We start from the raw sequence: 23,838 nt of genomic DNA, 5'->3' as shown, positions 1-23,838 counted from the left end.
AGATTTCACCGGAAAGTCAGATTATGGCGGTTTAAGGCACGTCGTAACCCAGCGCGGCTTTGCGGATCCGGAACCACTGCTGACGTGTCATTTCCAGCTCTTCCGCGGCCAGTGCGGAACGAACGCGTTCGATTTTTCCGGAGCCAATAATCGGCAGCGGTTTTGACGGCAGACGCAGGATCCACGCATACACCACCTGTTCAATGCTCTCCGCGTTCAGCTCACGGGCGATGGTTTCCAGTTCATTGCGCAGCGGCTGGAACGCCTCATCATTAAACAGGCGACCGCCTCCCAGGCAGGACCAGGCCATCGGGCGAATGCGCAGCTGTTGCAGTTGGTCGAGCGTACCGTCCAGCAGCAGCGGCTGATGGACAGGGGAAATTTCCACCTGGTTAGTGGCCAGGGTAAACGGCAGGCGAGACTGAAGCAGTGCAAACTGTGCCGGGGTAAAGTTTGAGACGCCGAAGTGACGCACTTTCCCACTCTGATGCAGATGCAGGAACGCTTCCGCCACCTCATCGGCGTCCATCAGCGGGTCTGGGCGGTGAATCAGCAGCAGGTCGATGCGATCCGTCGCCAGATTGACCAGCGACTGCTCAGCGCTCTTGATGATATGCGCGCTGTCGGTGATGTAATGGCCGAGGGCGTGCTCAGGTTTTGCCGTGGTGGCAATCCCACACTTCGTGACGATCTCCATGCGGTCGCGGAGTGCCGGAACAAGCTTGAGCGCCTCGCCGAATGCAGCTTCACACAGGTAGCCACCGTAAATATCCGCATGATCGACGGTCGTGACCCCTAAATCGATATGCTCTTCAATAAAGCTCGCCAGCTGGAGGGGGGACATATTCCAGTCCATCAGGCGCCAGTAGCCCATCACAAAACGGGAGAATTCTGGCCCCTGGGGGGCAAGGGTAATTCGCTGAACCATAACATTTTCCTCAAGGACGTGATGTCATGAGTATACGCAATTACCGTGTTAAAACAGTGAAGGTTGCTGAGGTTCTTCGGTCTCAGCGGCTTTGTTTGCGCGGATTTTGCGCAGAAGTCGCTGCCGGCATAGCCGGAGCACCTCCTGTTTTTGCGTGTCGCTGAAGTTTTGCCAGTTAAAGCGCTCGTCACGGGTGCGCATGCACCCGCGGCAATATCCGCGTTCATCTACCTGACAAATACCCCGGCACGGGCTCTGGATGGGGAAAAACTCCAGTTGCTCTGCCACACTGACCTCCGCATGACCACTCTCACCTACAGTGAAGACGCTAAACGCGTCAGGTGCAAGGGCTTTACCACAGTTTTGTGGCATTAAGGTTTCACTAATCTTCCCTCTCTATACTCAGCCCATCATCATAAGAACAGGTTTTTCGATCGATGCAGTTAATCAAAAAGTTACAATGTAACGATATTAAATTTACTCTGGGCTGTGCACTCTTTTTTACTCTGCTGAACGGGCTGTTTATCCAGCGCAGCTGGGCCATTATTGCCCCTTCTCATCTGCACGACATTCTCTTTGCCGCGTCCGTGCCGGTGGTGCTGTTTTGTGGCTGGGTAATTGTTTTTAGCCTGCTCAATATCCCGTACATCCGTAAGCCGCTGCTGATCGTTTTAACTGTCGGTTGCGCTGCGGCAACCTATTTTATGTATACCTACGGCGCGGTCATCGATCAGAACATGATCGTCAACGTGTTCGAAACCAACTCTCAGGAAGCCACCGCCCTGGTGACCCCGCAGATGATTCTGTGGATTGTTGTTGCTGGCCTCGTGCCCTCCGTGGTGCTGGCTCTCACCCGAATTCGTACCGGAAAATGGTGGTACGCGCTGCTGACGCGCGTAGCCGCGATGCTGGGCGCTCTGCTGGTGATCATCCTGATTGCCGCACTGTTTTATAAAGATTACGCGTCGCTGTTCCGCAATAACAAAAGCATCGTCAAAATGGTTACCCCGGCGAACTATGTCAGCGCCGTGGTGAAGTACAGCAAAATGCGCTGGTTTGCCGGCGATCAAACGCTGGTGCGCATTGGCGAAGATGCGCATAAAGGCTCGCTGATTGCGGGTCAGCAAAAGAAAACCGTTCTGGTGCTTGTCGTCGGCGAAGCCTCTCGCGCGGCAAACTACTCCCTGAACGGTTACGGGCGCGAAACCAACCCCGAGCTGAAAAAGCAAGACATGATTAACTTCCCGCAGGCCTCTTCATGTGGCACCGAAACCGCGGTTTCCGTTCCCTGCATGTTCTCCGGCATGACGCGCAGCAAATACGATGCCGACCTGGCTCGGCATCAGGAAGGGCTGCTTGACGTGCTCAGGCACGCGGGCGTCAACCTGCTGTGGCGCGATAACGACGGCGGCTGTAAAGGCGCCTGCGATCGCGTGCCTCATACCGACATGACGCAGTGGAATCTGGATCAGTTCTGCAAAGACAAATCCTGTATTGACGATGTGAACTTCTACCGTCTGGACAACGTGCTGGATGGCGTGAAGCAAGATACGGTGCTGGTTATCCACCTGATGGGCAGCCACGGTCCGGCGTACTATCGCCGTTACCCGGACAATTTCCGTAAATTCACCCCAACCTGCGACACGAACGAAATTCAGGATTGCGATCATCAGGCGCTGATGAACACCTATGACAACACCATCCTGTATACCGACAGCATGGTCAGCAAAACCATTGACGCACTGAAAGCCCGTCAGGCGAACATGAACACCGCCCTGATTTATTTGTCAGACCACGGTGAATCGCTGGGTGAAAGCGGTATTTACCTGCACGGTACGCCATACATGCTGGCACCCGAGCAACAAACGCACATCCCGTTTATGTTCTGGCTATCGCCGGATTATGCAAAAAACTTTGGCATCAACGCGCAGTGCTTACGCGACTATGCGGCAAAAAATGCGGTTTCGCAGGACAATTTATTCTCAACGGTGCTGGGTATGATGGACATTAAATCAAAGGTTTATCAACAGCAGCTGGATATTCTGAATGGTTGTCGGCAGTAAACAGGCTTGCATTAGACCGAACGGTCTATTAGAGTGAGGCCATGAGCAGAAATACTGAACACGATACCCGCGAACATCTACTGGCGACTGGCGAGCGGCTTTGCATGCATCGCGGTTTCACCGGCATGGGGTTAAGCGAGCTATTAAAAACCGCTGAGGTACCGAAGGGGTCGTTTTATCACTACTTCCGGTCCAAAGAGGTGTTTGGCGTGGCGATGCTGGAGCGGCACTATGCGGGCTACCATCAGCGTCTCGCGACCCACTTCGCCACGGGTGAAGGTAACTATCGGGATCGTGTTCTTAACTACTATCAGGAAACGCTGAATCAGTTCTGTCAGCAGGGCATTATCAGCGGATGCCTGACGGTAAAACTGTCTGCCGAAGTGTGCGATCTCTCCGAAGATATGCGCGCGGCGATGGATAAAGGTGCCAGCGGTGTTATCGCCCTGCTGGCCCAGGCGCTGGAAAAAGGCCGCAATGAAAAAACGCTGGCCTTTTCGGGTGAGCCTCTGACTCAGGCGCAGGTGTTATACGCGCTATGGTTAGGCGCTAACCTGCAGGCCAAGATTTCGCGCAGTGCCGTGCCGCTGGAAAGCGCGCTGGCACATGTGAAAAACACAATTACTGCGCCTGGCATTTAACAGGCGTTTTTATTTATCTTATTACTAGTCGACTGGTCTACTCAGGAGTCTTTATGTCAGCTGAAAAATTATTTACCCCCTTAAAAGTGGGTGCCGTTACCGCGCCAAACCGCGTGTTCATGGCTCCGCTTACCCGTCTGCGCAGCATTGAGCCGGGTGACATCCCCACCCCACTGATGGGTGAATACTATCGTCAGCGCGCCAGTTCCGGCCTGATCATCACCGAAGCTACGCAGATTTCTGCTCAGGCTAAAGGTTATGCGGGTGCGCCGGGGCTGCACAGCCCGGAACAGATCGCCGCATGGCAGAAAATTACAGCGGGCGTGCATGCTGAAGAGGGACGCATTGCCGTCCAGCTGTGGCACACCGGGCGTATCTCCCACAGCAGCATTCAGCCTGGCGGCCAGGCACCGGTTTCAGCCTCTGCCCTGAATGCTAACACCCGCACCTCGCTGCGTGATGAAAACGGTAACGCGATCCGCGTCGATACCTCAACGCCGCGCGCCCTGGAGCTGGATGAGATCCCGGGTATCGTGAACGATTTCCGTCAGGCCGTGGCCAACGCCCGTGAAGCAGGTTTTGATTTGATTGAGCTGCACTCCGCGCACGGTTACCTGCTGCACCAGTTCCTGTCACCGTCATCTAACCAGCGTACCGACCAGTATGGCGGCAGCGTCGAGAACCGCGCCCGTCTGGTGCTGGAAGTGGTTGATGCCGTATGCCAGGAGTGGAGCCCGGATCGTATCGGCATTCGCGTCTCCCCGATCGGTTCTTTCCAGAACGTCGACAACGGCCCGAACGAAGAAGCGGATGCGCTCTATCTGATTGAAGAGCTGGCAAAACGCGGTATCGCCTATCTGCACATGTCTGAGCCAGACTGGGCCGGCGGTAAACCTTATACGGAAGCCTTCCGTCAGAAAGTGCGTGAGCGCTTCCACGGGGTGATCATCGGTGCGGGTGCCTACACGCCAGAGAAAGCGGAAGACCTGATCGGCAAAGGGCTGATCGATGCCGTTGCGTTTGGCCGCGACTATATCGCCAACCCGGACCTGGTCGCCCGCCTGCAACAGAAAGCCGCTCTGAACCCGCAGCGTCCTGAAAGCTTCTACGGCGGCGGCGCTGAAGGTTACACCGACTACCCTTCTCTCTAATCTCACCATTGTTCATTGATAGCGGCGACACTTCGCCGCTATACTAAAACATCGTTTCTGTTCAAAAAAATATTCAAATCCATTGGTTAATGAGGAAATTATGCGCCTACTTCACACCATGCTGCGCGTTGGCGATCTGCAACGTTCTATTGATTTCTACACTAACGTACTGGGCATGAAACTGCTGCGCACCAGCGAAAACCCGGAATACAAATACTCGCTGGCGTTCGTGGGTTACGGCCCGGAAACGGATGAAGCGGTGATTGAGCTGACCTATAACTGGGGCGTGGACAGCTATGACCTGGGCAACGCCTACGGCCATATCGCGCTGGAAGTGGACAACGCAGCCGAAGCGTGCGAACGCATCCGCCGCAACGGCGGTAACGTCACCCGTGAAGCGGGTCCGGTTAAAGGCGGCACCACTGTGATTGCATTTGTGGAAGATCCGGACGGTTACAAAATCGAGCTGATTGAAGCCAAAGATGCCGGTCGTGGTCTGGGCAACTGATCCCTCAGGGCGCAATATGCGCCCGTAGTTTTACTGCATCACCCCGCAAAATTTGCCATAATGCGCTCTGCTTTTTCCCCTTGTAAGAGACCCTGATGTCCGATAACGCTCAATTTAGCGGTCTGTGCGACCGTTTTCGTGGTTTTTATCCCGTTGTCATTGATGTAGAAACAGCCGGATTTAACGCTAAAACCGATGCGCTGCTCGAAATTGCCGCCATCACGCTGAAGATGGATGAACAGGGCTGGCTTACACCAGACACCACGCTGCATTTCCACGTTGAACCTTTCGAAGGGGCAAACTTACAGCCGGAAGCACTGGCCTTCAACGGTATCGATCCGCATAACCCACTGCGCGGTGCGGTAAGCGAATATGATGCGCTGCACGCCATTTTTAAAATGGTGCGTAAAGGCATGAAAGAGAGTAACTGCAGCCGCGCCATCATGGTGGCGCATAACGCCACCTTCGATCACACCTTTACCATGGCCGCAGCGGAGCGCGCCTCGCTCAAACGCAACCCTTTCCACCCGTTTGTGACCTTCGACACGGCAGCACTGAGCGGTCTGGCGCTGGGGCAAACGGTGTTATCAAAAGCCTGTATTACGGCGGGTATTGAATTTGACGGCACGCAGGCGCACTCGGCTCTGTATGACACGGAGCGCACCGCAGAGCTGTTCTGTGAGATCGTCAACCGCTGGAAGCGTCTGGGCGGCTGGCCACTGCCGACAGGTGACAGCGAAGAATAAAAAAAGCGACCTTAACAGGTCGCTTTTTTATTTGCGCAGCAAACTTACTCTGCGTCCGGCTCTTCGGTTTTGTACTTCGCCGCGGTTTCTTTGATCAGCTGCTGCAGTTCACCGCGCTGATACATTTCAATCAGGATATCGCAGCCGCCTACCAGCTCACCGTCTACCCACAGCTGCGGGAAGGTTGGCCAGTTAGCGTATTTTGGCAGCTCAGCACGGATGTCCGGGTTCTGCAGGATATCAACGTAAGCAAAACGCTCACCACAGGCTGAGAGCGCCTGAACCGCTTGCGCGGAGAAGCCGCAGCTTGGCAGCTTCGGAGAACCTTTCATATACAGCAGAATCGGGTTTTCAGCGATCTGGCGCTGGATTTTTTCAATAGTGGTGCTCATGTCTTGCTTCCTTTAACTTCTGTTACGGCAATAGTCTGACATTGTAGCGGGTCAGGCTGGCATCGGAAAATAACATTTTCGTCACGTTTATACATTTTACCGCGACTCTACAAAAGTTGCATTGCAAATGGTGTTTAACCCTGCGGCAGTCAGGGTTTTGCTTAGGGAGTGAACAATTGTGCGACAGAACGATGAATTTTTTTGCACTTGCTAACGAAACAGGTTTTTAGATTGAAAAATGCTATTAACTTCTCGGGTTTTTATGGATTAGAATCGACGGGCTTTGTAAATCACTCGCGGGTATTATTGATGACCTGCATTTATCAGGGGACTGCCCAGTGGCGCGGATAACAAAAATCTCGATCACGCTCTGTGCTTTACTGTTTACATCACTCACTCTCACGCCAGTGGCAAACGCCTCTCAGCAGGCGCGGCATTCTGCTGTACAAAAAAGCCATCTGGTAAAAGCCACAGAACGTAAGAAAAAAACCACCACAAAGAACGAAAAGAAAAAGACGACCACCAAGACGACACAAACCGCTTCCAGCAAGACCAAAACAAAATCTTCCCGCACTGCCCACACCACCAAAAGTAAAACTTCGCTGACCGCTGCTAACCTCGTCACTGAAAAATGCATTACGCGTAAAGGCCACAAAGCGAAATGCACCAAAGTCACGAAAATCGCGGAAGTACATAAAGTCCGTGTACAGAAAGCGCAAAAAACCGCGATGAATAAACTGATGGGGCAAATTGGCAAACCTTATCGCTGGGGTGGCAGTTCGCCACGAACCGGCTTCGACTGTAGCGGCCTGGTCTATTACGCCTATAAAGATCTGGTTAAGTTCCGCATTCCGCGTACCGCTAATGAGATGTACCACCTGCGCGACGCCTCTCCGGTGAGCCGTGGTGAGCTGGAAAACGGCGATCTGGTCTTCTTCCGCACGCAAGGCCGCGGCACGGCTGACCATGTGGGTGTCTATGTCGGCAACGGGAAATTTATCCAGTCACCGCGCAGCGGCCAGGATATTCAGATCACCTCCCTGAGTGAAGACTACTGGGTACGTCACTACGTCGGCGCACGTCGCGTGATGACGCCGAAAACTATTCGCTAACCCCTGCCCTGCCGCATCCGTGGCAGGGTAAGTTCCTCTTTTGCATACCCTTTCAATTTGCTATCCTGTCCTTGTTGTCTGTGTGGTTATTGGCAACGCTAAATACAATAAGGAGAGAAGCAATGTCGTTCGAATTACCTGCACTACCGTATGCAAAAGACGCCCTGGCACCGCACATTTCTGCGGAAACCCTGGAATACCATTACGGCAAACATCACCAGACGTATGTCACCAACCTGAACAATCTGATCAAAGGCACCGATTTCGAAGGCAAAACGCTGGAAGAGATCGTCCGTAGCTCAGAGGGTGGCGTATTTAACAACGCGGCTCAGGTGTGGAACCACACCTTCTACTGGCACTGCCTGGCACCCAATGCCGGTGGTGAACCTGCCGGTGAACTGGCTTCCGCGATTAACGCCGCCTTTGGCAGCTTCGCCGATTTCAAAGCGAAGTTTACGGATGCCGCCATCAAGAACTTCGGCTCTGGCTGGACGTGGCTGGTAAAAGAAGCGGATGGCAAACTGGCAATCGTGTCCACCTCTAATGCAGGCACCCCGCTGACCACCAGCGCTACGCCGCTGATGACCGTGGACGTGTGGGAGCACGCTTACTACATTGATTACCGTAACGCGCGCCCGAACTACCTGGAGCACTTCTGGGCACTGGTCAACTGGGACTTCGTCGCGAAGAACTTCGCCGCGTAAGAGAGACGCAGAAGGGGTCCCCCTTCTGCGTTATTTTTATTATTCCGCCGTGCAAACGGCTTCTGGCTGTTTTCGGCCGGACATCATCACCAGCAGCAGGCCGAGAGCGGCAATAATCGCCCCCATCACCGGCACAAAGCTGTATCCCAGACCGCCAGAAATGACGGCGCCGCCCGCCGCAGCACCCAGGGCGTTCCCCAGGTTAAACGCACCGATATTCACCGAAGAAGAGAGTCCCGGCGCCTCGTGGGCGACACGCATCACGCGCATCTGCAGCGGCGGCACCACGGCGAAGGTGGCTGCGCCCCAGACAACCATCGCGATGGCCGCGCCAAACTCGTTACGCGCCAGCCACGGAATCGCGATCATGATGGCAATCAGCAAGGTTAAAAAGCCTTTCAACGTTCCGGTCACTGAACGGTCAGCAAATTTCCCGCCAAGGTAGTTACCCATTGAGAACCCTACGCCAATCAATACCAGCATCGCGGTAATAAAGATCGGGGTTGCATGGGTGATATCGTGCAGCACCGGTGAAATGTAGGTATAGAGCGTAAACATCGCCCCGGCCCCCAGCACGGTGGTCAGCAGTGCAGAAAGCACCTGCGGGCGCACCAGTACCGACAGCTCTTTGCGCACGTCCGGACGTTCACCCGCGCTGCCTTTCGGCAGGGAGAAGAACAAGGCCACCATCGCCACCACGCCCAGCCCGGCGGTTGCCAGGAATGACATACGCCAGCCGATCGCTTCACCCAGCCAGGTCGCAGCCGGTACGCCGCCAATGTTGGCAATCGTCAGCCCCATAAACATGGTCGCCACGGCGCTTGCCTGCTTATGTTTCGGCACCACGCTTGCGGCCACGACCGAGCCCAACCCAAAGAACGCGCCATGGTTCAGGCTGGTCAAAATGCGCGACAGCATCAGGGTGGTGTAGTCAGGTGAAATGGCAGAGAGCACGTTGCCCAGGGTGAAAATCGCCATCAGGAAAATCAGCGCATTACGGCGCGCGCGGTGTGAAAGCAGTAGCGTCATCAGCGGCGCCCCCACCATCACGCCGATGGCATAAGCGCTGATTAACATCCCGGCCGCAGGGATCGAGACATCCACGCCCCGGGCGATAACAGGCAGTAACCCCATCGGGGAGAATTCGGTGGTGCCAATCCCAAAAGCGCCAATCGCCAGGGCAAGCAGGGGAAAATTGATTTTCATGCGTCAACTCCGGATGCCGTGTCATGTCGTGACACAGAACAAAGAAGCGGAAAGCATGACATCAATCACAAAAAATGAGAAGTTAACAAAATGGCAAAAGATTTTTGCCTGAGAAGTAACAATCCGGTAAACCGGGAGGGAGAAGATTCTCCCTCCGCGTAAATCAGTGCAGCGCAGCCGTCAGGCCAGCCGCCACAATCAGCGCCAGCACAATGATGGTGGTGAACAGCGAAAACTTCAGATCGGAACTCATCAATTTTTCTCCTTTTAATCCCCCCACGAAAAGTGAGCTTGCTCATTTTTGCACAGTTTACGTCAAAAATCTTCCCGGATTTAAGCTGATAACCACTTTACCTCTTCCCCTTTTCATCAAGATAGGACAAAATTCCACGCTAAATTTATTAGCGTACCGGCCATTGACCCCCTCCTGACGTCCCGTGTCGTTTTCCTGGCGTACCGCAATCTAAAATTGCGTGATAAGGGTGAGAGAAGGCAAACGTTTACCTTCAAGTATTTCAGGAGTTTAGGATATGGTCTGGAGTGACATTTAATGGCAACAATTAAAGACGTAGCAAAACGCGCAAACGTTTCCACTACAACCGTATCACATGTAATTAACAAAACCCGCTTTGTGGCGGAAGAGACGCGCAACGCCGTCTGGGCAGCGATCAAAGAGCTGCACTACTCGCCAAGTGCGGTTGCGCGCAGCCTCAAGGTGAATCACACCAAATCGATTGGTCTGCTGGCGACCAGCAGCGAAGCGGCCTATTTTGCTGAGATCATTGAAGCGGTAGAGAAAAACTGCTTCCAGAAAGGCTATACCCTGATTCTGGGCAACGCGTGGAACAGCATTGAAAAACAGCGAGCCTATCTCTCCATGATGGCGCAGAAGCGCGTGGATGGCCTGCTGGTGATGTGTTCCGAGTACCCGGAATCCGTACTGTCGATGCTTGAAGAGTATCGGCATATCCCGATGGTGGTGATGGACTGGGGTGAAGCCCGTGCGGATTTCACGGATTCCGTTATCGACAACGCTTTTGAAGGCGGCTATATGGCGGGCCGTTATTTGATCGAACGCGGTCATCGTGAGATTGGCGTGATCCCGGGTCCGCTTGAGCGTAACACCGGCGCAGGTCGTCTGGCTGGCTTTATGAAAGCGATGGAAGAAGCGCTGATCACCGTGCCAGAAAACTGGATCGTACAGGGTGACTTTGAGCCGGAATCAGGCTACCGCGCGATGCAGCAGATTGTCTCCCAGCAACATCGTCCTACCGCCGTTTTCTGCGGGGGCGACATCATGGCGATGGGCGCGCTCTGTGCGGCCGATGAGCTGGGTCTGCGCGTCCCGCAGGACATTTCCGTGATCGGCTATGACAACGTGCGCAACGCGCGCTTCTTTACCCCTGCGCTGACCACCATTCACCAGCCGAAAGATTCGCTGGGTGAAACGGCCTTCAACATGCTGCTCGACAGGATCGTCAACAAACGTGAAGAGTCGCAGTCCATTGAAGTCCACCCGCGCCTCATCGAACGCCGTTCCGTTGCGGATGGTCCGTTCCGCGACTACCGTCGTTAATCGCTTTACGGAGCCAGTCACACTGGCTCCCGTAACCATTCCCGGTTAAGCGTTTCGCTGTCCCCCAGATAATCCAGCAGCCAGGCCATAGCAGGTGAAACATCATTTTGTTGCCAGGTCAGACAGCAAGCCGCATCCGGGAACGGATTCTCCAGCGTCAGTTCAACCCACTCGCCGGTGTCGATTCGCGGGCGCGCAAAATGAACGGGCACCATCGCGACGCACAGCCCTGCACTGAGGCAGGTCGCCGACGATTCCCAGTCCGGGGCGACCACGCGACGCTGGTTATCCAGCAGCCAGGTGATACGCTTGGGCAGCGAGCGGGAGGTGTCCTCCAGCACCAGCGACGGCCAGTTACGCAGGGTATCGTCGCTTAACGGCCCCTCCATGGCCGCCAGGGGATGATCGCGTGCCACTACGCATTTCCAGCTCAGCATCCCCATATCGCGAAAGGCATAGCGTCCCCCAACCGGAATCGCCTGCGTCGCCCCAATCGCCATTTCTACCCTGCCGTCCGACAGCGCGTCCCACACGCCGTTGAACACTTCCTGCGAAACACGCAACTCAACGTCAGAAAAATGACGATAGAAATCGACGATCATTTGCCGGGTGCGTTCCGGCTTCACGATATTATCGACCGCGATGGAAAGATGCCCCCGCCAGCCGTTAGCGATCTGCTGACACTGTTCGCGGGTGATCTGCATTTTTTTGATAACAGAACGCCCTTCTTTCAAAAACCACGCCCCGGCAGGCGTTAATTCCACATCACGATGTCGCCGTTCGAACAGCGGAACGGCCAGCCACTCTTCTAGCTGACGCACCGTATAGCTGATTGCCGACGGGACGCGGTGCAGTTCCTGCGCTGCTCCGCTAAAGCTGCCGTTACGCGCGACAGCATCGACCACTTCAAGAGAATAATCTGACCACATTTTCTGCCTGCAAAAAATTTGAATGCACCCGCCAAATATTAGCGTTTCACAAGCCGCTTTGCACTCCCTACACTCTGCGCCAATGTACACCTGCCTCCTCAGGAGAAGAAAATAATGCAACCCAGGAAAGGTTTTTTAGTCTGGCTCGGCGGCTTAAGCGTGCTGGGCTTTTTAGCCACCGATATGTACCTGCCGGCTTTCGCCGCCATGCAGGAAGATCTGCAAACCCCTGCCGCCGCGATCAGCGCCAGCCTGAGTTTGTTCCTCGCCGGTTTTGCCTTCGCGCAGCTGCTCTGGGGACCGCTCTCGGATCGCTTTGGCCGCAAGCCGGTACTGTTGCTGGGTCTGGCCATTTTTGCCGTGGGCTGTCTGGGGATGCTATGGGTTCGCGACGCCACCTGGCTGCTGGTACTGCGGTTTATTCAGGCAGTCGGCGTCTGCGCCGCAGCCGTCACCTGGCAGGCGCTGGTCACCGACTACTATCCGGCGAACCGTACAAACCGAATTTTCGCGACCATTATGCCGCTGGTGGGGCTTTCCCCTGCCCTCGCCCCGCTGCTGGGTAGCTGGATCCTCGCGCATTTCGACTGGCAGGCCATCTTTGCCACGCTGTTTGCCATCACGCTGGTACTGATGCTGCCGGCGTTTGCCCTTAAGCCCGCGCATAAAAAAGAGGCGCATGCCGACGCCAGCCCAATTACCTTTGCCTCCCTGCTGAGCGCCAAAGCGTATCGCGGTAATGTGCTGATTTATGCTGCCTGCTCGGCGAGCTTCTTCGCATGGCTGACCGGTTCACCCTTTATTCTGCACGATATGGGCTACAGCCCGGCGGCCATCGGTCTGAGCTATGTTCCGCAGACCATCGCGTTCCTGGTTGGCGGGTACGGCTGTCGCGCGGCGCTGCAAAAATGGGAAGGCCAGCAGATGCTGCCGTGGTTGCTGGTGCTGTATGCGTTGAGCGTTATCGGGACCTGGGCCGTCGGCTTTATTCCCGGCGTCGGTCTGGCTGAAATTTTGATTCCATTCTGCGTAATGGCCATCGCGAACGGCGCGATATACCCTATCGTTGTGGCGCAGGCGCTTCGTCCCTTCCCGCAGGCGACAGGCCGTGCGGCCGCACTTCAGAATACGCTGCAACTGGGGCTGTGCTTCCTGGCCAGTCTGGTGGTCTCGGCGCTGATTGCCACACCGCTCCTGACCACCACCAGCGTGATGCTGGTTACCGTTGCGCTGGCCGGCATGGGCTATCGTATGCAGGCAGCCGCGCAGCGTGCGCAGGATAACCGCGCGCAGGCAGAAACGTCACATGCGTAATTACTGCAAAAATTATGTAACTTTTCGGTGATTAGGTTGCTAACAATTTTCTATTGAATCACCAAATTTTGCGGCCTATACTAAATTTGGTTCGATTAAATACGATAAATATTAAGTGTTAACGGGAGCCGGAGTGCTCCCGTTTTACCATGGAAGGCATTTCGGCAAGGGTTATCTCCCTTCCTCTGTTCTACGTCGGATACTAGCCTCGCGGTATATACCGTGAGATTTCTCACAAACCAAAAAAAGCGTCTACGCTGTTTGAAGGTTCTGATCACAGTAGGGTGATGGAGAAGCTATGAGTTCATCGTGTATAGAAGAAGTCAGCGTTCCGGACGATAACTGGTCCCGGATCGTCAGTGAACTGTTAGGTCGAGCAGGCATCACGATTAATGGATCATCGCCATCCGATCCTCAGGTTAAACATCCCGACTTTTTTAAACGCGTGTTACGAGAGGGATCGTTAGGCCTGGGAGAAAGTTATATGGATGGCTGGTGGGAATGCGAACGGCTGGATATATTTTTCACCCGCGTTTTGCGTGCTGGTCTGGAAAATCAACTCCCTCGCCATCTGAAAGACACCCTGCGCGTCGCCTCAGCCCGCCTGTTTAACCTGCAAAGTAAAAAACGCGCCTGGATCGTCGGCAAAGAGCACTACGACCTTGGCAACGACCTGTTCAGCCGTATGCTGGACCCCTTCATGCAATATTCCTGCGCCTACTGGAAAGAGGCATCGACGCTTGAAGAGGCGCAACAGGCCAAGCTGCGTCTGATTAGCGAGAAACTGCAGCTTGAGCCCGGAATGCGTGTGCTGGATATCGGCTGCGGCTGGGGTGGGCTGGCGTATTTTATGGCGAAGCACTATGGCGTCAGCGTCGTCGGCGTCACGATTTCAGCAGAACAGCAAAAGCTGGCGCGAGAACGCTGCCAGGGTCTTGATGTTGACATCCGGCTGCAGGATTACCGTGACCTGAACGAACAGTTTGATCGTATTGTCTCCGTGGGTATGTTCGAACATGTTGGCCCGAAAAACTACGACACCTATTTTGACGTCGTGGATCGCAATTTGAAACCAGACGGCATTTTCCTGCTGCACACCATCGGGTCTAAGCGCACCGACAACAACGTCGACCCGTGGATCAACAAATACATCTTCCCGAATGGCTGTTTACCGTCCGTGCGCCAGATTGCCAACGCCAGCGAGTCCCATTTCGTGATGGAAGACTGGCATAACTTTGGCGCGGATTACGACACCACATTGATGGCATGGCATGCACGTTTTCAGGAAGCCTGGCCGGAGATTGCGGACAACTACTCTGAACGATTCAAGCGGATGTTTAGCTATTATCTGAATGCCTGCGCGGGGGCGTTTCGCGCGCGAGATATTCAGCTCTGGCAGGTTGTTTTCAGCCGAGGGATTGAGCACGGCTTGCGGGTCGCCCGCTAAAAAAATAACCCCGGTTACCCGGGGTTATTTTTTATTCGTCTTCTGTGCTCGTTATTATTGCCGCTTCTTTTGCCGCCAGCACGCGCTCAACCGTATCCACTACCGCCTGGGTTTGCGGATCGATTTCGATATTCACGCGATGCCCGAGTTTTTTCGAACCCAGCGTGGTGCGTTGCAGCGTTTCAGGAATTAAATGCACGCAAAAACGCGTTGCCGTCACTTCTCCAACCGTCAGGCTAATCCCATCAATGCCAATAAATCCTTTATAGAGGATGTATTTCATTAATGACGGATCCTGCATTTTGAACCAGATTTGACGGTTATTTTCCGATGTCACGATTTTCGCCACTTCAGCCGTGGTCATGATGTGCCCCGACATCAGATGGCCGCCAATCTCATCACTGAACTTCGCCGCACGCTCAACGTTGACGGTATCACCTACAGCCAGCTCGCCCAGATTAGTAATACGCAGGGTCTCTTTCATTAAATCAAAGCTGATCTTGTTGCCATTAATTTCGGTGACGGTCAGACAGCAGCCGTTATGAGCAATCGAGGCGCCGGTTTCGATGCCATCAAGCATATATTCCGGCAGCTCTACAACATGCGTACGAAAATTAGGTTTTTCATCAATGGACACCACTTTGGCAGTGCCCTGCACAATACCAGTAAACATGCTTACAACTCCTGTTTTCTCCGGACGGTGGTTACACCGTTTAATCCCACCACAATAACAGTTGGAAAAAGAGGTTGCCAGCGGAGCGCATTTTCTGGCGATTTTTTCACTAGATAAATAGCTAAAGCCCGCTACAATAGCTGGCACCCCCCGCATTTTCTTCTTGCTGCCCGTTACGGCGGCTTTTTTAGTCTCTCTTATAACTACAAAATAAAGGTGTTCACGTGCAGAAGTACATGAATGAAGCGCGGCAGTTATTGGCACTGGCGATACCAGTGATCATCGCGCAAGTGGCCCAGACCGCAATGGGATTTGTGGATACCGTCATGGCAGGTGGCTATAGCGCCACTGATATGGCGGCCGTCGCCATCGGTACATCAATCTGGCTTCCGGCCATCCTGTTCGGCCATGGTCTGCTGCTCGCGCTGACGCCGGTTATTGCTCAACTTAATGGTTCGGGACGTCGCGAACGCATTGCCCATCAGGTCCGCCAGGGGTTCTGGCTGGCCGGATTTGTCTCCGTGCTGATTATGGTCGTGCTCTGGAACGCCGGTCATATCATTCGCGCGATGGATAACATTGACCCGGCACTGGCTGACAAAGCCGTGGGCTATCTGCGTGCCCTGCTCTGGGGGGCACCGGGCTACCTCTTCTTCCAGGTGGCGCGTAACCAGTGCGAAGGCCTGGCGAAAACCAAGCCCGGGATGGTGATGGGCTTTATCGGCCTGCTGGTGAATATTCCGGTGAACTATATCTTTATTTACGGTCATTTCGGGATGCCAGAGCTGGGCGGCGTCGGCTGCGGCGTGGCAACCGCCGCGGTTTATTGGGTGATGTTCTTCTGTATGCTTACCTTTGTGAAACACGCCCGCTCTATGCGCGATATTCGTAATGAGAAAACATTCAGTACGCCGGACTGGAGCATCATGACGCGCCTGATGCAGTTAGGCTTGCCGATTGCGCTGGCCCTGTTTTTTGAAGTGACGCTCTTTGCCGTCGTCGCCCTGCTGGTCTCCCCACTGGGGATCGTTAACGTGGCCGGGCACCAGATTGCGCTCAACTTCAGCTCCCTGATGTTCGTTCTGCCGATGTCGCTGGCGGCGGCGGTGACGATTCGCGTCGGCTTCCGCCTGGGCCAGGGCTCGACGCTGGATGCGCAAACGGCCGCACGGACCGGGCTGGGCGTCGGTGTCTGCATGGCGGTCTGTACGGCGCTCTTTACCGTTGCATTACGCGAGCAAATTGCCCTGCTCTATAACGACAACCCGGAAGTGGTGGCACTGGCCTCGCACCTGATGCTGCTCGCCGCGGTGTACCAGATTTCAGACTCTATCCAGGTGATTGGCAGCGGCGTGCTTCGCGGATACAAAGATACGCGCTCCATCTTCTTTATCACCTTCATCGCCTACTGGGTACTGGGACTGCCGTGCGGCTACATCCTGGCCCTGACCGATCTGGTGGTTGACCGCATGGGACCCGCCGGGTTCTGGATGGGCTTTATCATTGGTCTGACGTCAGCCGCGATCATGATGATGATGCGCATGCGCTTCCTGCAGCGCCAGCCATCAACCGTGATTTTGCAACGCGCTGCGCGTTAAATACGCAGTAGCCGTCTGCTGGCGGCTACTTTCTCTTCACTTTGCGCGGTAATGAAGCAATCGCGTGAAATCAGAGAGAAAAATGCATTTTCCCTCTTGCCACCTTGATGCTGTGCCGCTAATATTCGTCCCCGTTGTCACCGACAACACGTTGCGTTCATAGCTCAGTTGGTTAGAGCACCACCTTGACATGGTGGGGGTCGTTGGTTCGAGTCCAATTGAACGCACCATTCTGCGTCCGTAGCTCAGTTGGTTAGAGCACCACCTTGACATGGTGGGGGTCGGTGGTTCGAGTCCACTCGGACGCACCATTTCAGTCCTGAAATGGTGCAAATCCTCTTCAGATATCCTGATTTTTCTTAATCCCTTATTTTCATCATTATTCTCCTGCTACGCTTTTCTTATGGAAAAAATACAGGAAGCGCGTTGATGAAGAGTATCGCCATTATCGGCTCCGGCCCCACAGGGATTTACACCTTTTATCATCTGCTTAAAAACAGCACCCCGCTCTCAGTTTCCGTCTTTGAACAGGCCGATGACGCTGGCGTGGGCATGCCTTATAACGACGACGATAATTCTCGCCTGATGCTGGCGAACATTGCGAGCATTGAAATCCCGCCCATTTTTATGACCTACCTCGACTGGCTGAAGGGACAGAGTGAAGCGCACCTGGCGCGTTTTAAGGTAGATAAAACCACGCTCCACGATCGGCAGTTCCTGCCCCGGATCCTGCTGGGTGAATATTTTCGCGACAGCTTTCGAACCATCGTCAAAGAAGCTAAAAAGCAGGGGTTCGAGGTTAACATCCATGAATCCGCCGCAGTTACCGACGTCATTCCCTCCTCAACCGGCGTCACGCTTTCCGTCAATGGCAACGTCTTTCCTGAACGCTTTGACCTTGCGGTTATCGCCACCGGTCACGTCTGGCCAGACGAGGACGAAGCCACGCGCACATTCTTCCCAAGCCCGTGGTCCGGTCTGATGGACGCCCGCATTCCCCCTTGCCGCGTTGGCATTATGGGAACATCGTTAAGCGGTCTGGATGCGGCGATGGCGGTGGTGATGCAGCACGGTGAGTTCCGTGACGGTAAATTCATCCTGGACGAAGGCAGTGGAGCGTTAAACATTACGCTGATGTCGCGGACAGGCATTCTGCCGGAAGCCGATTTTTACTGCCCTATCCCTTACGAACCGCTGTCCGTTTTAACCGCATCCGTGGTTGAAGGCGAGATAGCCAAAGGATCGGATGGCCTGCTTGACCGCATTTTTGCCCTGATGGTGAAAGAGCTTCAACGTGCCGACCCGGCATGGTGCGAGAAAATTTCTCTGCAACGCCACAACGCCGACAGCCTGCGTGACGCCTGGTTTGAGGATCGTCAACAGCACGGTCCGTTTAGCTGGGCGGAAGAGAACCTCAATGAAGTTGAACGGAACAAACGCGAACGGCGCACCGTCGCCTGGCGCTATACCGTCCTTCGGCTGCATGAGGTCGTTCAGGAGATTGTTCCCCATCTTAGCGATCAGGACAGAGAGCGCTTCAAAAACGGGCTGGCCCGCGTGTTTATCGACAACTATGCGGCGATCCCTCCGCAGTCTATCCGCAGACTGCTTGCGCTTCGCGAGGCTGGCATCATCAGCGTGGCGGCCCTGGGCGACGACTATACGCTGGATGTTGGCAGCGACCGCACGGTGGTGTCCACAAAAGAGACCGTTTACCGCTTTGACGTTTTCATCGATGCACGCGGGCAAAAGCCGCTCAAAACCAAAGATCTGCCTTTCCCCTCACTGCGCAGAGCGCTGGAAACGACCGGCGATGAGATACCCGATGTCGGTGAAGATTACACGCTAAATGCGCCTGAAACGGTTCGCGGGCGCATCGCGTTTGGCGCGATACCGTGGCTGATGCACGATCATCCCTTTGTTCAGGGGCTGGCGGAGTGTGCAGAGATTGCAGAGGCGATGGCCAGGGCGGCTGAAAAACCGGCCACAGGTTTACGGCGTCGATTACCGTACGTAGAGAACTGACAGGGCTTCCATGCCCTGCAACGCGATATTACTCGAAGAAGACGTCCGGGTTTTCAGACAGCGAGACAAAGGTTTTCGTCGCTTTATCCAGGGCACGAATTTCGCCGCTTTCAATGTCATAGACCCAGCCGTGCAGGCGAAGGGAGTTGTTACGCAGCCCGACCGCAACGGACGGGTGAGTCTTAATGTTGCTCAGTTGCGCAAACACGTTCTCCTGCACCATCGCATTCACTTTATCGAGCGGCTTATCCCAGGTTTTCTTCTCAACCACGGCTTTGGCCGCATCGGAATAGCGCAGCCAGTGTGAAACAGCAGGCATCGGCTCCAGGTTCGCGTTATCGGCAATCGCCTTCATCGCGCCACAGTTGGAGTGGCCGCAGATGACGATATCCGTCACGCCCAGCGCCACAACCGCGTATTCGATAGTGGCGGAGACACCGCCAGGCTCAGGCCCGAACGGCGGCACAATATTACCAGCATTACGAATGACAAAGAGTTGTCCCGGCTCTTGCTGAGTAACCAGTTCCGGGACCAGACGGCTGTCGGAGCATGAGATGAACAGCGCTTTGGGATTCTGGCTGGACGCTAAACTGCGAAAGAGCTCTTTACGTTGCGGGAAAATCTCTTTTTGAAAGCTGAGAAAACCTTCAATGATATGTTGCATAGCAATTTCTCTTTTATCTGTTTTAGTTTAGGTATGATCGCGATCACACTCGTAAAGTTTACCCATCGCGCTTCACTTCAGACAAGCAATATATTTCTGGCCCGACCGCTGTACGATAGCGTCGGCATTCGCCGGAATGTTCTGCCCTTCGAACGCGCCGTGAAGACGGGCGAAAGATTTGCCCACCAGGCGCCGGGTGACCTCCTCAACCTTGCGGGCAGGCAACGGAAGCATATTCGGGTAGCTCCACATAAACGACACCGCATCCTTCCCGGGGGTGACCTGCAGAATATCCCCCGCCAGCAAAACGCCCTCGCCTTCCTGCCAGTGCAGCACCGTGCCGCCTGCGAAATGACCGCCGAGACGCAGCAAAGTAACCGATGGCACGATCTCCAGCGCATCGCCCTCCCAGTAAACAATCGCCGGACTGGCGCGCATCACCCACTCGCGATCGCTGGCGTGCAGATAGACCGGCGCATCAAACGCCGCGGCCCACTCCTGCATGGTGGTGTAATAGTGCGGATGGGAAATCGCAATGGCGCGGAGGCCGCCGAGCGCGGTGATGATAGCGTGGGTGGCCGGGTCAAGGTTGGCGATGCAGTCCCACAAAATATTGCCGTGTGGGGTACGCAGCAGCAACGCGCGCTGGTTAATCGCAAAAGACGGTACCGTTTTGATGCTGTACAACTGCGGCTCCAGCTGCTGCCATTTATTCGCGTGCGTGGCCGTTACCGTCTCATACTCGATCCACGCCTGGCCGCTGGCCGGGACATACTGCCGTTCATCCTCGCAAATCGGGCATCTTTCCGGCTGTGCATCGTAGGAGGTACCGCAGGTTTTACAGAGTGTAATCATGAGCGCTCCTCAGTGATAAAGCACTGAGTATGGCAGGGATTATCCTTATGTGCTGCGTGGTACATTGCTGGCTTTTTTTGCCCTATACTGTGCCCGTATCAATAACTGAACATAGCAGGTGCAACATGGAAATTGATCTCGATAACCTGGTTTTTAACGGACTGGATGAAGCGGAAGAACGCAACGCGGAACGTCTGGATGACGCGGACAAAAAAGCACAGGCGATTGTCGCCGACGACGACTGCGGTGATGCCTGCAAGATCTGATAAAAAGCACCGGTCAGCCGGTGCTTTTTTTTGGCACTCAACGGAGAGCTACAGTTCAGGCGTCTTTTTAAACCCCGTCAGCATCAGTACAAGGCTTTGCGCCGAAGAAGCCGGTTCAAACTGGTAATGGTTCCCCTGGCGGTCGCCGCCGATATACCACGATATTTCGGTTTTCCCTTCCGCCAGCGCATTGCGCACGGCTTTGTCGACATCCACCATTCTGTACTCGCGCGAGTGGTTGAGATACAGCACCGCATCGGATCGATAGCTGCAGGCCGGGCGGTCAGCCCAGCTCACCGTCGCAGGATCCCAGTCGTTGCTGGCCGGATAGAAGAAGATCTGATCGGCGCCGTCAGTTTCTACCTTACCGCCGTATATGCGAACGCGATATTTAAACAGAGAAGGATCCTGTCCCGCTGGCAGCGGCGGGATCGTAAACTTCACCAGTGAGAGGGTTTCACTGTTTTGCGTTCGGCCTCCGTTCTGCCAGTTATCCTGCACCAGCAAAGCCTGCGGCTGAGGCTGGGAGAGCCCCGGCTCAAGGCTGCTTAGCCAGACGTTTGCCTGCGCTTTTGAATAGGCATATGGCACGGTCGTGCCACAGTCCAGCCCGCGATTCATACACAGCTCGGTCATAAAGCGCGCCCCCTCTTCCGTCCAGCCATTCATGAAATCAGCATGCGCGGTGTAGAGACTTCCCCAGCGTTCTTCGCGTTCGTCGCCGTGCATAATGGGGTCGAGAGAAAGCTGTGCTTTGCTGGTATCGAGAGATGAAATTGTCGGAAGCACATAAGCGATGTTCATGTTCACGGTGGGAATTTTCACCGGAAACGCGGTAGGGCATTGCCCTTTCGTATCGTATGTCGCATTAGCAACGCCGTGAGCGGGCTTGAGGTTCACGCCATCCCAGCAGTTGGGAAACTGGATACCGATATTAAACTGCACGGCGTCTCCCGCCTTGCGTAACCCGCACACTTCGCCTGTTTTTGTCGTGTAACCCTTGCCGTTTGCACACAAGAACGTGATATGCGGGTTAGGCGCAGATCCATGGTGATCCCCCGCCAGCAGTGATAGCCCCGCCGGGAAAGGCTGCAGCGGCCAGGTTTCCACATTCGAGGCCTGATAATAGGTTTTTTGATACGCGGGTTTTACGATAGTGCCATCAGGCAGCCGCAGCGAAGGTGCCCAGTATGCCGAGCTATCCGCTTTGTTATCGCAGGAGGTTTCTTCCAGCGTGCGCAGGGTTTCCCGGCTCGAGCTGGCATCGGTGTGCGTGTTGCCGAAGAAGTCATGCAGCATGGCCTCGTTGGGCCTGCCAAACATCATAATGGCATCATCGCCAAGGGTATGGGAGTAGCCGCAGACGACATGAGCCTGTGGCGCAGCATGTGCCGCATGCATGGCGAGAAGTAACGCAGGGGCTGAAAGAGCCGTGGTTAACGTGGTCCGTTTCATCATTATCTCCATTAATGAAAGGACCTATAGGTAACAAACAACGGGTTAATTAACCGAATGATTCACCGCGTACTTTTCTCCTCATTGCGGCTTTACAGACGTAACGCACAGCTCATTCCAGTACATTTCGCGCGTGCGGCGCAGTTCAGCGTGACGTTTTATCATGGAACCACTCCGGGTCTATGTTAGCAACGTCCACGCCGTACAGGCTGGCGGCAGGCAGTATTGACTCAAGAACACGTTGCGCGCTGTTCTCCGCATTCACAGGTCGGGTGGCAAAAAACCGCCGTAACGTGCTGATCCATTTTTTCATCGTCTTGCCCCTCTTGCTTCACCTGCGTTCAGTAAAACACCCATTAACAATGGAGGGGAAATAACAATAACGACTGTTGATATGCGGGATCTGAGAAACGCGCGAAACGCGGGCGCATCACCCGGCCAGCGCTTTAACCACTGTCTCCATCGCTTCGGTTGTCAATTCGCTGCGCTTGATGCGCTGGTTCGCCAGCGCCGTGCGCAGCACACCCGCAATGACAATATGCTTCGGCTCCTGCCCTAAATCACGCATCTCAAGCACCACCTTACCGACCACCCGGCACATCTCCTGGTACAGCGCTTCATCTTTGGTCACGTTACCCATCGTCATCACTCCGTTGCCTTTTAAACGTTGAGCTTAAATGATTCTCCTGCCGGATACAAAAAAGAAGCCCGGCGAGGATCTCGCCGGGCTTCATCTGTAAAATCAGCTAATTAGTTATTAACCGGAATCACAGCACCTTTGTATTTGGTGCGGATCCAGTCCTGAATCTCTTTGGAGTGCAGCACGTTCACCAGTGCGACGATGTCCTTCTTCTTCTCGTCACCGCGATGCACGGTAATGATGTTGGCGTACGGGTTATTTTCACCGCTCTCTACCGCAATCGGGTCGTGCACCGGGTCCAGACCGGCGTCAATCGCATAGTTGGCGTTAATCACGACCGCAGCGCCTTCATCGTTGTTGTACATCTGCGGCAGCAGAGAGGCTTCGACGTTAGGCGTGAACTGCAGCTTCTTCGGGTTCTCAACGATGTCGCTGATACGCGCCGTCACTTTGTCGATGCCAGGCTTCAGCTTGATCACGCCCTCTTTTTCAAAGATGGAGAGAATACGGCCTTCTTCGGAAACGGCATCACGCATAATGATCTTACCGCCTTCCGGCAGGTCCTTCAGCGACTTGTACTTTTTGGAGTAGATACCGATTGGCTCAATGTGGATAGCACCCGCACTGACAAAATCGTAATCCTTATCGCCCGCGTGATCTTTCAGCACGCTGTTCAGGTAAGGAATATGCTGGAAATAGTTGGCGTCAATGTCATGACCCGCCAGCGCGGTGTTGGGCAGAATGTAGTCCTGGAACGGTTTAATCTCCAGGTCAATCCCCTGCTTCGCCAGAATCGGCTTGGCCTGCTCCAGAATTTCGGCGTGCGGCGTGTTGGATGCGCCCACAGTCAGCGTATCCGCCCAGGAGGCGAAGCTCAGGGCGCTCAGGGTGGCTGCGGCGATCAGTGTCAGCGTTTTTTTCATGATGTGGTTCCTGTGTGTATTT

26 protein-coding genes and 2 tRNA genes are annotated in these 23,838 nt (G+C 54.6%); 15 read left to right on the top strand and 13 right to left on the bottom strand.

Features of this window, described 5'->3' with window-relative positions:
* Window positions 1–31: 31 nt before the first annotated feature.
* On the bottom strand, window positions 32–928 hold the full coding sequence (locus tag ACMGGM_RS00595; RefSeq protein ID WP_014883563.1) for an aldo/keto reductase: 897 nt from the start codon (window positions 926–928) through the stop codon (window positions 32–34).
* A 48-nt stretch (window positions 929–976) separates the two neighbouring features.
* Window positions 977–1,216, bottom strand: a complete 240-nt coding sequence (locus tag ACMGGM_RS00590) for a DUF1289 domain-containing protein (RefSeq protein ID WP_014883562.1) — start codon at window positions 1,214–1,216, stop codon at window positions 977–979.
* 149 nt (window positions 1,217–1,365) lie between these two features.
* Here ACMGGM_RS00590 and eptA point away from each other — a divergent pair, with 149 nt between their 5' ends.
* The 5 genes from eptA to rnt all read left to right on the top strand — a co-directional run bounded on the left by eptA (window position 1,366) and on the right by rnt (window position 6,037).
* Window positions 1,366–2,991, top strand: a complete 1,626-nt coding sequence (gene eptA, locus ACMGGM_RS00585; RefSeq protein ID WP_047625788.1) for a phosphoethanolamine transferase EptA — start codon at window positions 1,366–1,368, stop codon at window positions 2,989–2,991.
* A 41-nt stretch (window positions 2,992–3,032) separates the two neighbouring features.
* Window positions 3,033–3,632, top strand: a complete 600-nt coding sequence (locus ACMGGM_RS00580; RefSeq protein ID WP_045135093.1) for a TetR/AcrR family transcriptional regulator — start codon at window positions 3,033–3,035, stop codon at window positions 3,630–3,632.
* A 53-nt stretch (window positions 3,633–3,685) separates the two neighbouring features.
* Complete coding sequence (locus ACMGGM_RS00575; protein ID WP_014883559.1) at window positions 3,686–4,783, top strand: alkene reductase; 1,098 nt, start codon at window positions 3,686–3,688, stop codon at window positions 4,781–4,783.
* A 100-nt stretch (window positions 4,784–4,883) separates the two neighbouring features.
* Window positions 4,884–5,291: a lactoylglutathione lyase gene (gene gloA, locus ACMGGM_RS00570; protein ID WP_032636813.1), complete on the top strand. Its 408-nt coding sequence runs from the start codon at window positions 4,884–4,886 to the stop codon at window positions 5,289–5,291.
* A gap of 95 nt (window positions 5,292–5,386) precedes the next feature.
* Window positions 5,387–6,037 (top strand): ribonuclease T, encoded by a 651-nt coding sequence (gene rnt / locus ACMGGM_RS00565; RefSeq protein ID WP_023332811.1) that lies wholly within the window; start codon window positions 5,387–5,389, stop codon window positions 6,035–6,037.
* 44 nt (window positions 6,038–6,081) lie between these two features.
* On the opposite strand, the gene grxD is transcribed toward rnt, so the two are convergent.
* Window positions 6,082–6,429 (bottom strand): monothiol glutaredoxin 4, encoded by a 348-nt coding sequence (gene grxD, locus ACMGGM_RS00560; RefSeq protein WP_003832760.1) that lies wholly within the window; start codon window positions 6,427–6,429, stop codon window positions 6,082–6,084.
* 338 nt (window positions 6,430–6,767) lie between these two features.
* Between grxD and ACMGGM_RS00555 the strand changes: the two genes are divergently transcribed.
* Together ACMGGM_RS00555 and sodB are read left to right on the top strand one after the other, a co-directional pair.
* The gene (locus ACMGGM_RS00555) at window positions 6,768–7,541 is read left to right on the top strand and encodes a C40 family peptidase (protein ID WP_014883556.1); all 774 of its coding nucleotides are present in this window, start codon (window positions 6,768–6,770) and stop codon (window positions 7,539–7,541) included.
* Window positions 7,542–7,663: 122 nt separating this feature from the next.
* Entirely contained in the window at window positions 7,664–8,245 is a 582-nt protein-coding gene (sodB, locus tag ACMGGM_RS00550; RefSeq protein WP_032636815.1) for a superoxide dismutase [Fe], read from the top strand.
* 39 nt (window positions 8,246–8,284) lie between these two features.
* Here the strand turns inward: sodB and ACMGGM_RS00545 are convergent, their stop codons facing one another.
* Together ACMGGM_RS00545 and ACMGGM_RS00540 are read right to left on the bottom strand one after the other, a co-directional pair.
* Window positions 8,285–9,451: an MFS transporter gene (locus tag ACMGGM_RS00545; RefSeq protein WP_014883554.1), complete on the bottom strand. Its 1,167-nt coding sequence runs from the start codon at window positions 9,449–9,451 to the stop codon at window positions 8,285–8,287.
* Between the two features lie 163 nt (window positions 9,452–9,614).
* Window positions 9,615–9,704 carry a YnhF family membrane protein gene (locus ACMGGM_RS00540; protein ID WP_014831618.1) on the bottom strand — a complete coding sequence of 30 codons (90 nt, stop codon included), beginning with the start codon at window positions 9,702–9,704 and terminating at the stop codon, window positions 9,615–9,617.
* Between the two features lie 297 nt (window positions 9,705–10,001).
* On the opposite strand from ACMGGM_RS00540, the gene purR reads away from it, so the two are divergent.
* The gene (purR, locus tag ACMGGM_RS00535) at window positions 10,002–11,027 is read left to right on the top strand and encodes an HTH-type transcriptional repressor PurR (RefSeq protein WP_014883552.1); all 1,026 of its coding nucleotides are present in this window, start codon (window positions 10,002–10,004) and stop codon (window positions 11,025–11,027) included.
* A gap of 17 nt (window positions 11,028–11,044) precedes the next feature.
* Here the strand turns inward: purR and punR are convergent, their stop codons facing one another.
* Window positions 11,045–11,956: a DNA-binding transcriptional activator PunR gene (gene punR, locus ACMGGM_RS00530; protein WP_014883551.1), complete on the bottom strand. Its 912-nt coding sequence runs from the start codon at window positions 11,954–11,956 to the stop codon at window positions 11,045–11,047.
* A 114-nt stretch (window positions 11,957–12,070) separates the two neighbouring features.
* Between punR and punC the strand changes: the two genes are divergently transcribed.
* A complete protein-coding gene (punC, locus tag ACMGGM_RS00525) occupies window positions 12,071–13,270 on the top strand; it encodes a purine nucleoside transporter PunC (protein ID WP_045135091.1) in 1,200 nt (399 codons plus the stop codon).
* Window positions 13,271–13,568: 298 nt separating this feature from the next.
* A complete protein-coding gene (cfa, locus tag ACMGGM_RS00520) occupies window positions 13,569–14,717 on the top strand; it encodes a cyclopropane fatty acyl phospholipid synthase (protein WP_014883549.1) in 1,149 nt (382 codons plus the stop codon).
* Between the two features lie 31 nt (window positions 14,718–14,748).
* Here the strand turns inward: cfa and ACMGGM_RS00515 are convergent, their stop codons facing one another.
* Window positions 14,749–15,390, bottom strand: coding sequence for a riboflavin synthase (locus ACMGGM_RS00515; RefSeq protein WP_014883548.1), 642 nt, complete (start codon window positions 15,388–15,390; stop codon window positions 14,749–14,751).
* A gap of 224 nt (window positions 15,391–15,614) precedes the next feature.
* Here ACMGGM_RS00515 and mdtK point away from each other — a divergent pair, with 224 nt between their 5' ends.
* The 4 genes from mdtK to ACMGGM_RS00495 all read left to right on the top strand — a co-directional run bounded on the left by mdtK (window position 15,615) and on the right by ACMGGM_RS00495 (window position 19,013).
* A complete protein-coding gene (gene mdtK / locus ACMGGM_RS00510; protein ID WP_032628875.1) occupies window positions 15,615–16,988 on the top strand; it encodes an MdtK family multidrug efflux MATE transporter in 1,374 nt (457 codons plus the stop codon).
* Window positions 16,989–17,141: 153 nt separating this feature from the next.
* A tRNA-Val gene (locus ACMGGM_RS00505) sits at window positions 17,142–17,218 on the top strand.
* Window positions 17,219–17,222: 4 nt separating this feature from the next.
* Window positions 17,223–17,299: transfer RNA gene (locus tag ACMGGM_RS00500), tRNA-Val, on the top strand.
* Between the two features lie 118 nt (window positions 17,300–17,417).
* Window positions 17,418–19,013 (top strand): FAD-NAD(P)-binding protein, encoded by a 1,596-nt coding sequence (locus ACMGGM_RS00495; protein ID WP_063943050.1) that lies wholly within the window; start codon window positions 17,418–17,420, stop codon window positions 19,011–19,013.
* 28 nt (window positions 19,014–19,041) lie between these two features.
* On the opposite strand, the gene ACMGGM_RS00490 is transcribed toward ACMGGM_RS00495, so the two are convergent.
* Both ACMGGM_RS00490 and ACMGGM_RS00485 read right to left on the bottom strand, forming a co-directional pair.
* Window positions 19,042–19,677, bottom strand: a complete 636-nt coding sequence (locus ACMGGM_RS00490) for a carbonic anhydrase (protein WP_014883545.1) — start codon at window positions 19,675–19,677, stop codon at window positions 19,042–19,044.
* A 72-nt stretch (window positions 19,678–19,749) separates the two neighbouring features.
* Window positions 19,750–20,532, bottom strand: coding sequence for a hypothetical protein (locus tag ACMGGM_RS00485; RefSeq protein WP_063943048.1), 783 nt, complete (start codon window positions 20,530–20,532; stop codon window positions 19,750–19,752).
* Window positions 20,533–20,657: 125 nt separating this feature from the next.
* Between ACMGGM_RS00485 and ACMGGM_RS00480 the strand changes: the two genes are divergently transcribed.
* Window positions 20,658–20,798, top strand: coding sequence for a hypothetical protein (locus ACMGGM_RS00480; RefSeq protein ID WP_003857665.1), 141 nt, complete (start codon window positions 20,658–20,660; stop codon window positions 20,796–20,798).
* A 48-nt stretch (window positions 20,799–20,846) separates the two neighbouring features.
* Here the strand turns inward: ACMGGM_RS00480 and ACMGGM_RS00475 are convergent, their stop codons facing one another.
* The 4 genes from ACMGGM_RS00475 to ACMGGM_RS00460 form a co-directional block, all read right to left on the bottom strand.
* Window positions 20,847–22,253, bottom strand: a complete 1,407-nt coding sequence (locus ACMGGM_RS00475) for a DUF1996 domain-containing protein (RefSeq protein WP_414149081.1) — start codon at window positions 22,251–22,253, stop codon at window positions 20,847–20,849.
* 145 nt (window positions 22,254–22,398) lie between these two features.
* On the bottom strand, window positions 22,399–22,566 hold the full coding sequence (locus ACMGGM_RS00470) for a hypothetical protein (protein WP_014883542.1): 168 nt from the start codon (window positions 22,564–22,566) through the stop codon (window positions 22,399–22,401).
* 117 nt (window positions 22,567–22,683) lie between these two features.
* Window positions 22,684–22,893: a fumarate hydratase FumD gene (fumD, locus tag ACMGGM_RS00465; RefSeq protein WP_014883541.1), complete on the bottom strand. Its 210-nt coding sequence runs from the start codon at window positions 22,891–22,893 to the stop codon at window positions 22,684–22,686.
* 110 nt (window positions 22,894–23,003) lie between these two features.
* Window positions 23,004–23,816, bottom strand: coding sequence for a MetQ/NlpA family ABC transporter substrate-binding protein (locus tag ACMGGM_RS00460; RefSeq protein WP_003857677.1), 813 nt, complete (start codon window positions 23,814–23,816; stop codon window positions 23,004–23,006).
* Window positions 23,817–23,838: the final 22 nt, after the last annotated feature.

Origin of the sequence: Enterobacter sp. BNK-14, from assembly GCF_047456095.1 — a bacterium.
Lineage (GTDB): Bacteria > Pseudomonadota > Gammaproteobacteria > Enterobacterales > Enterobacteriaceae > Enterobacter > Enterobacter kobei.
This window is presented reverse-complemented; position numbering and strand designations above follow the sequence as displayed.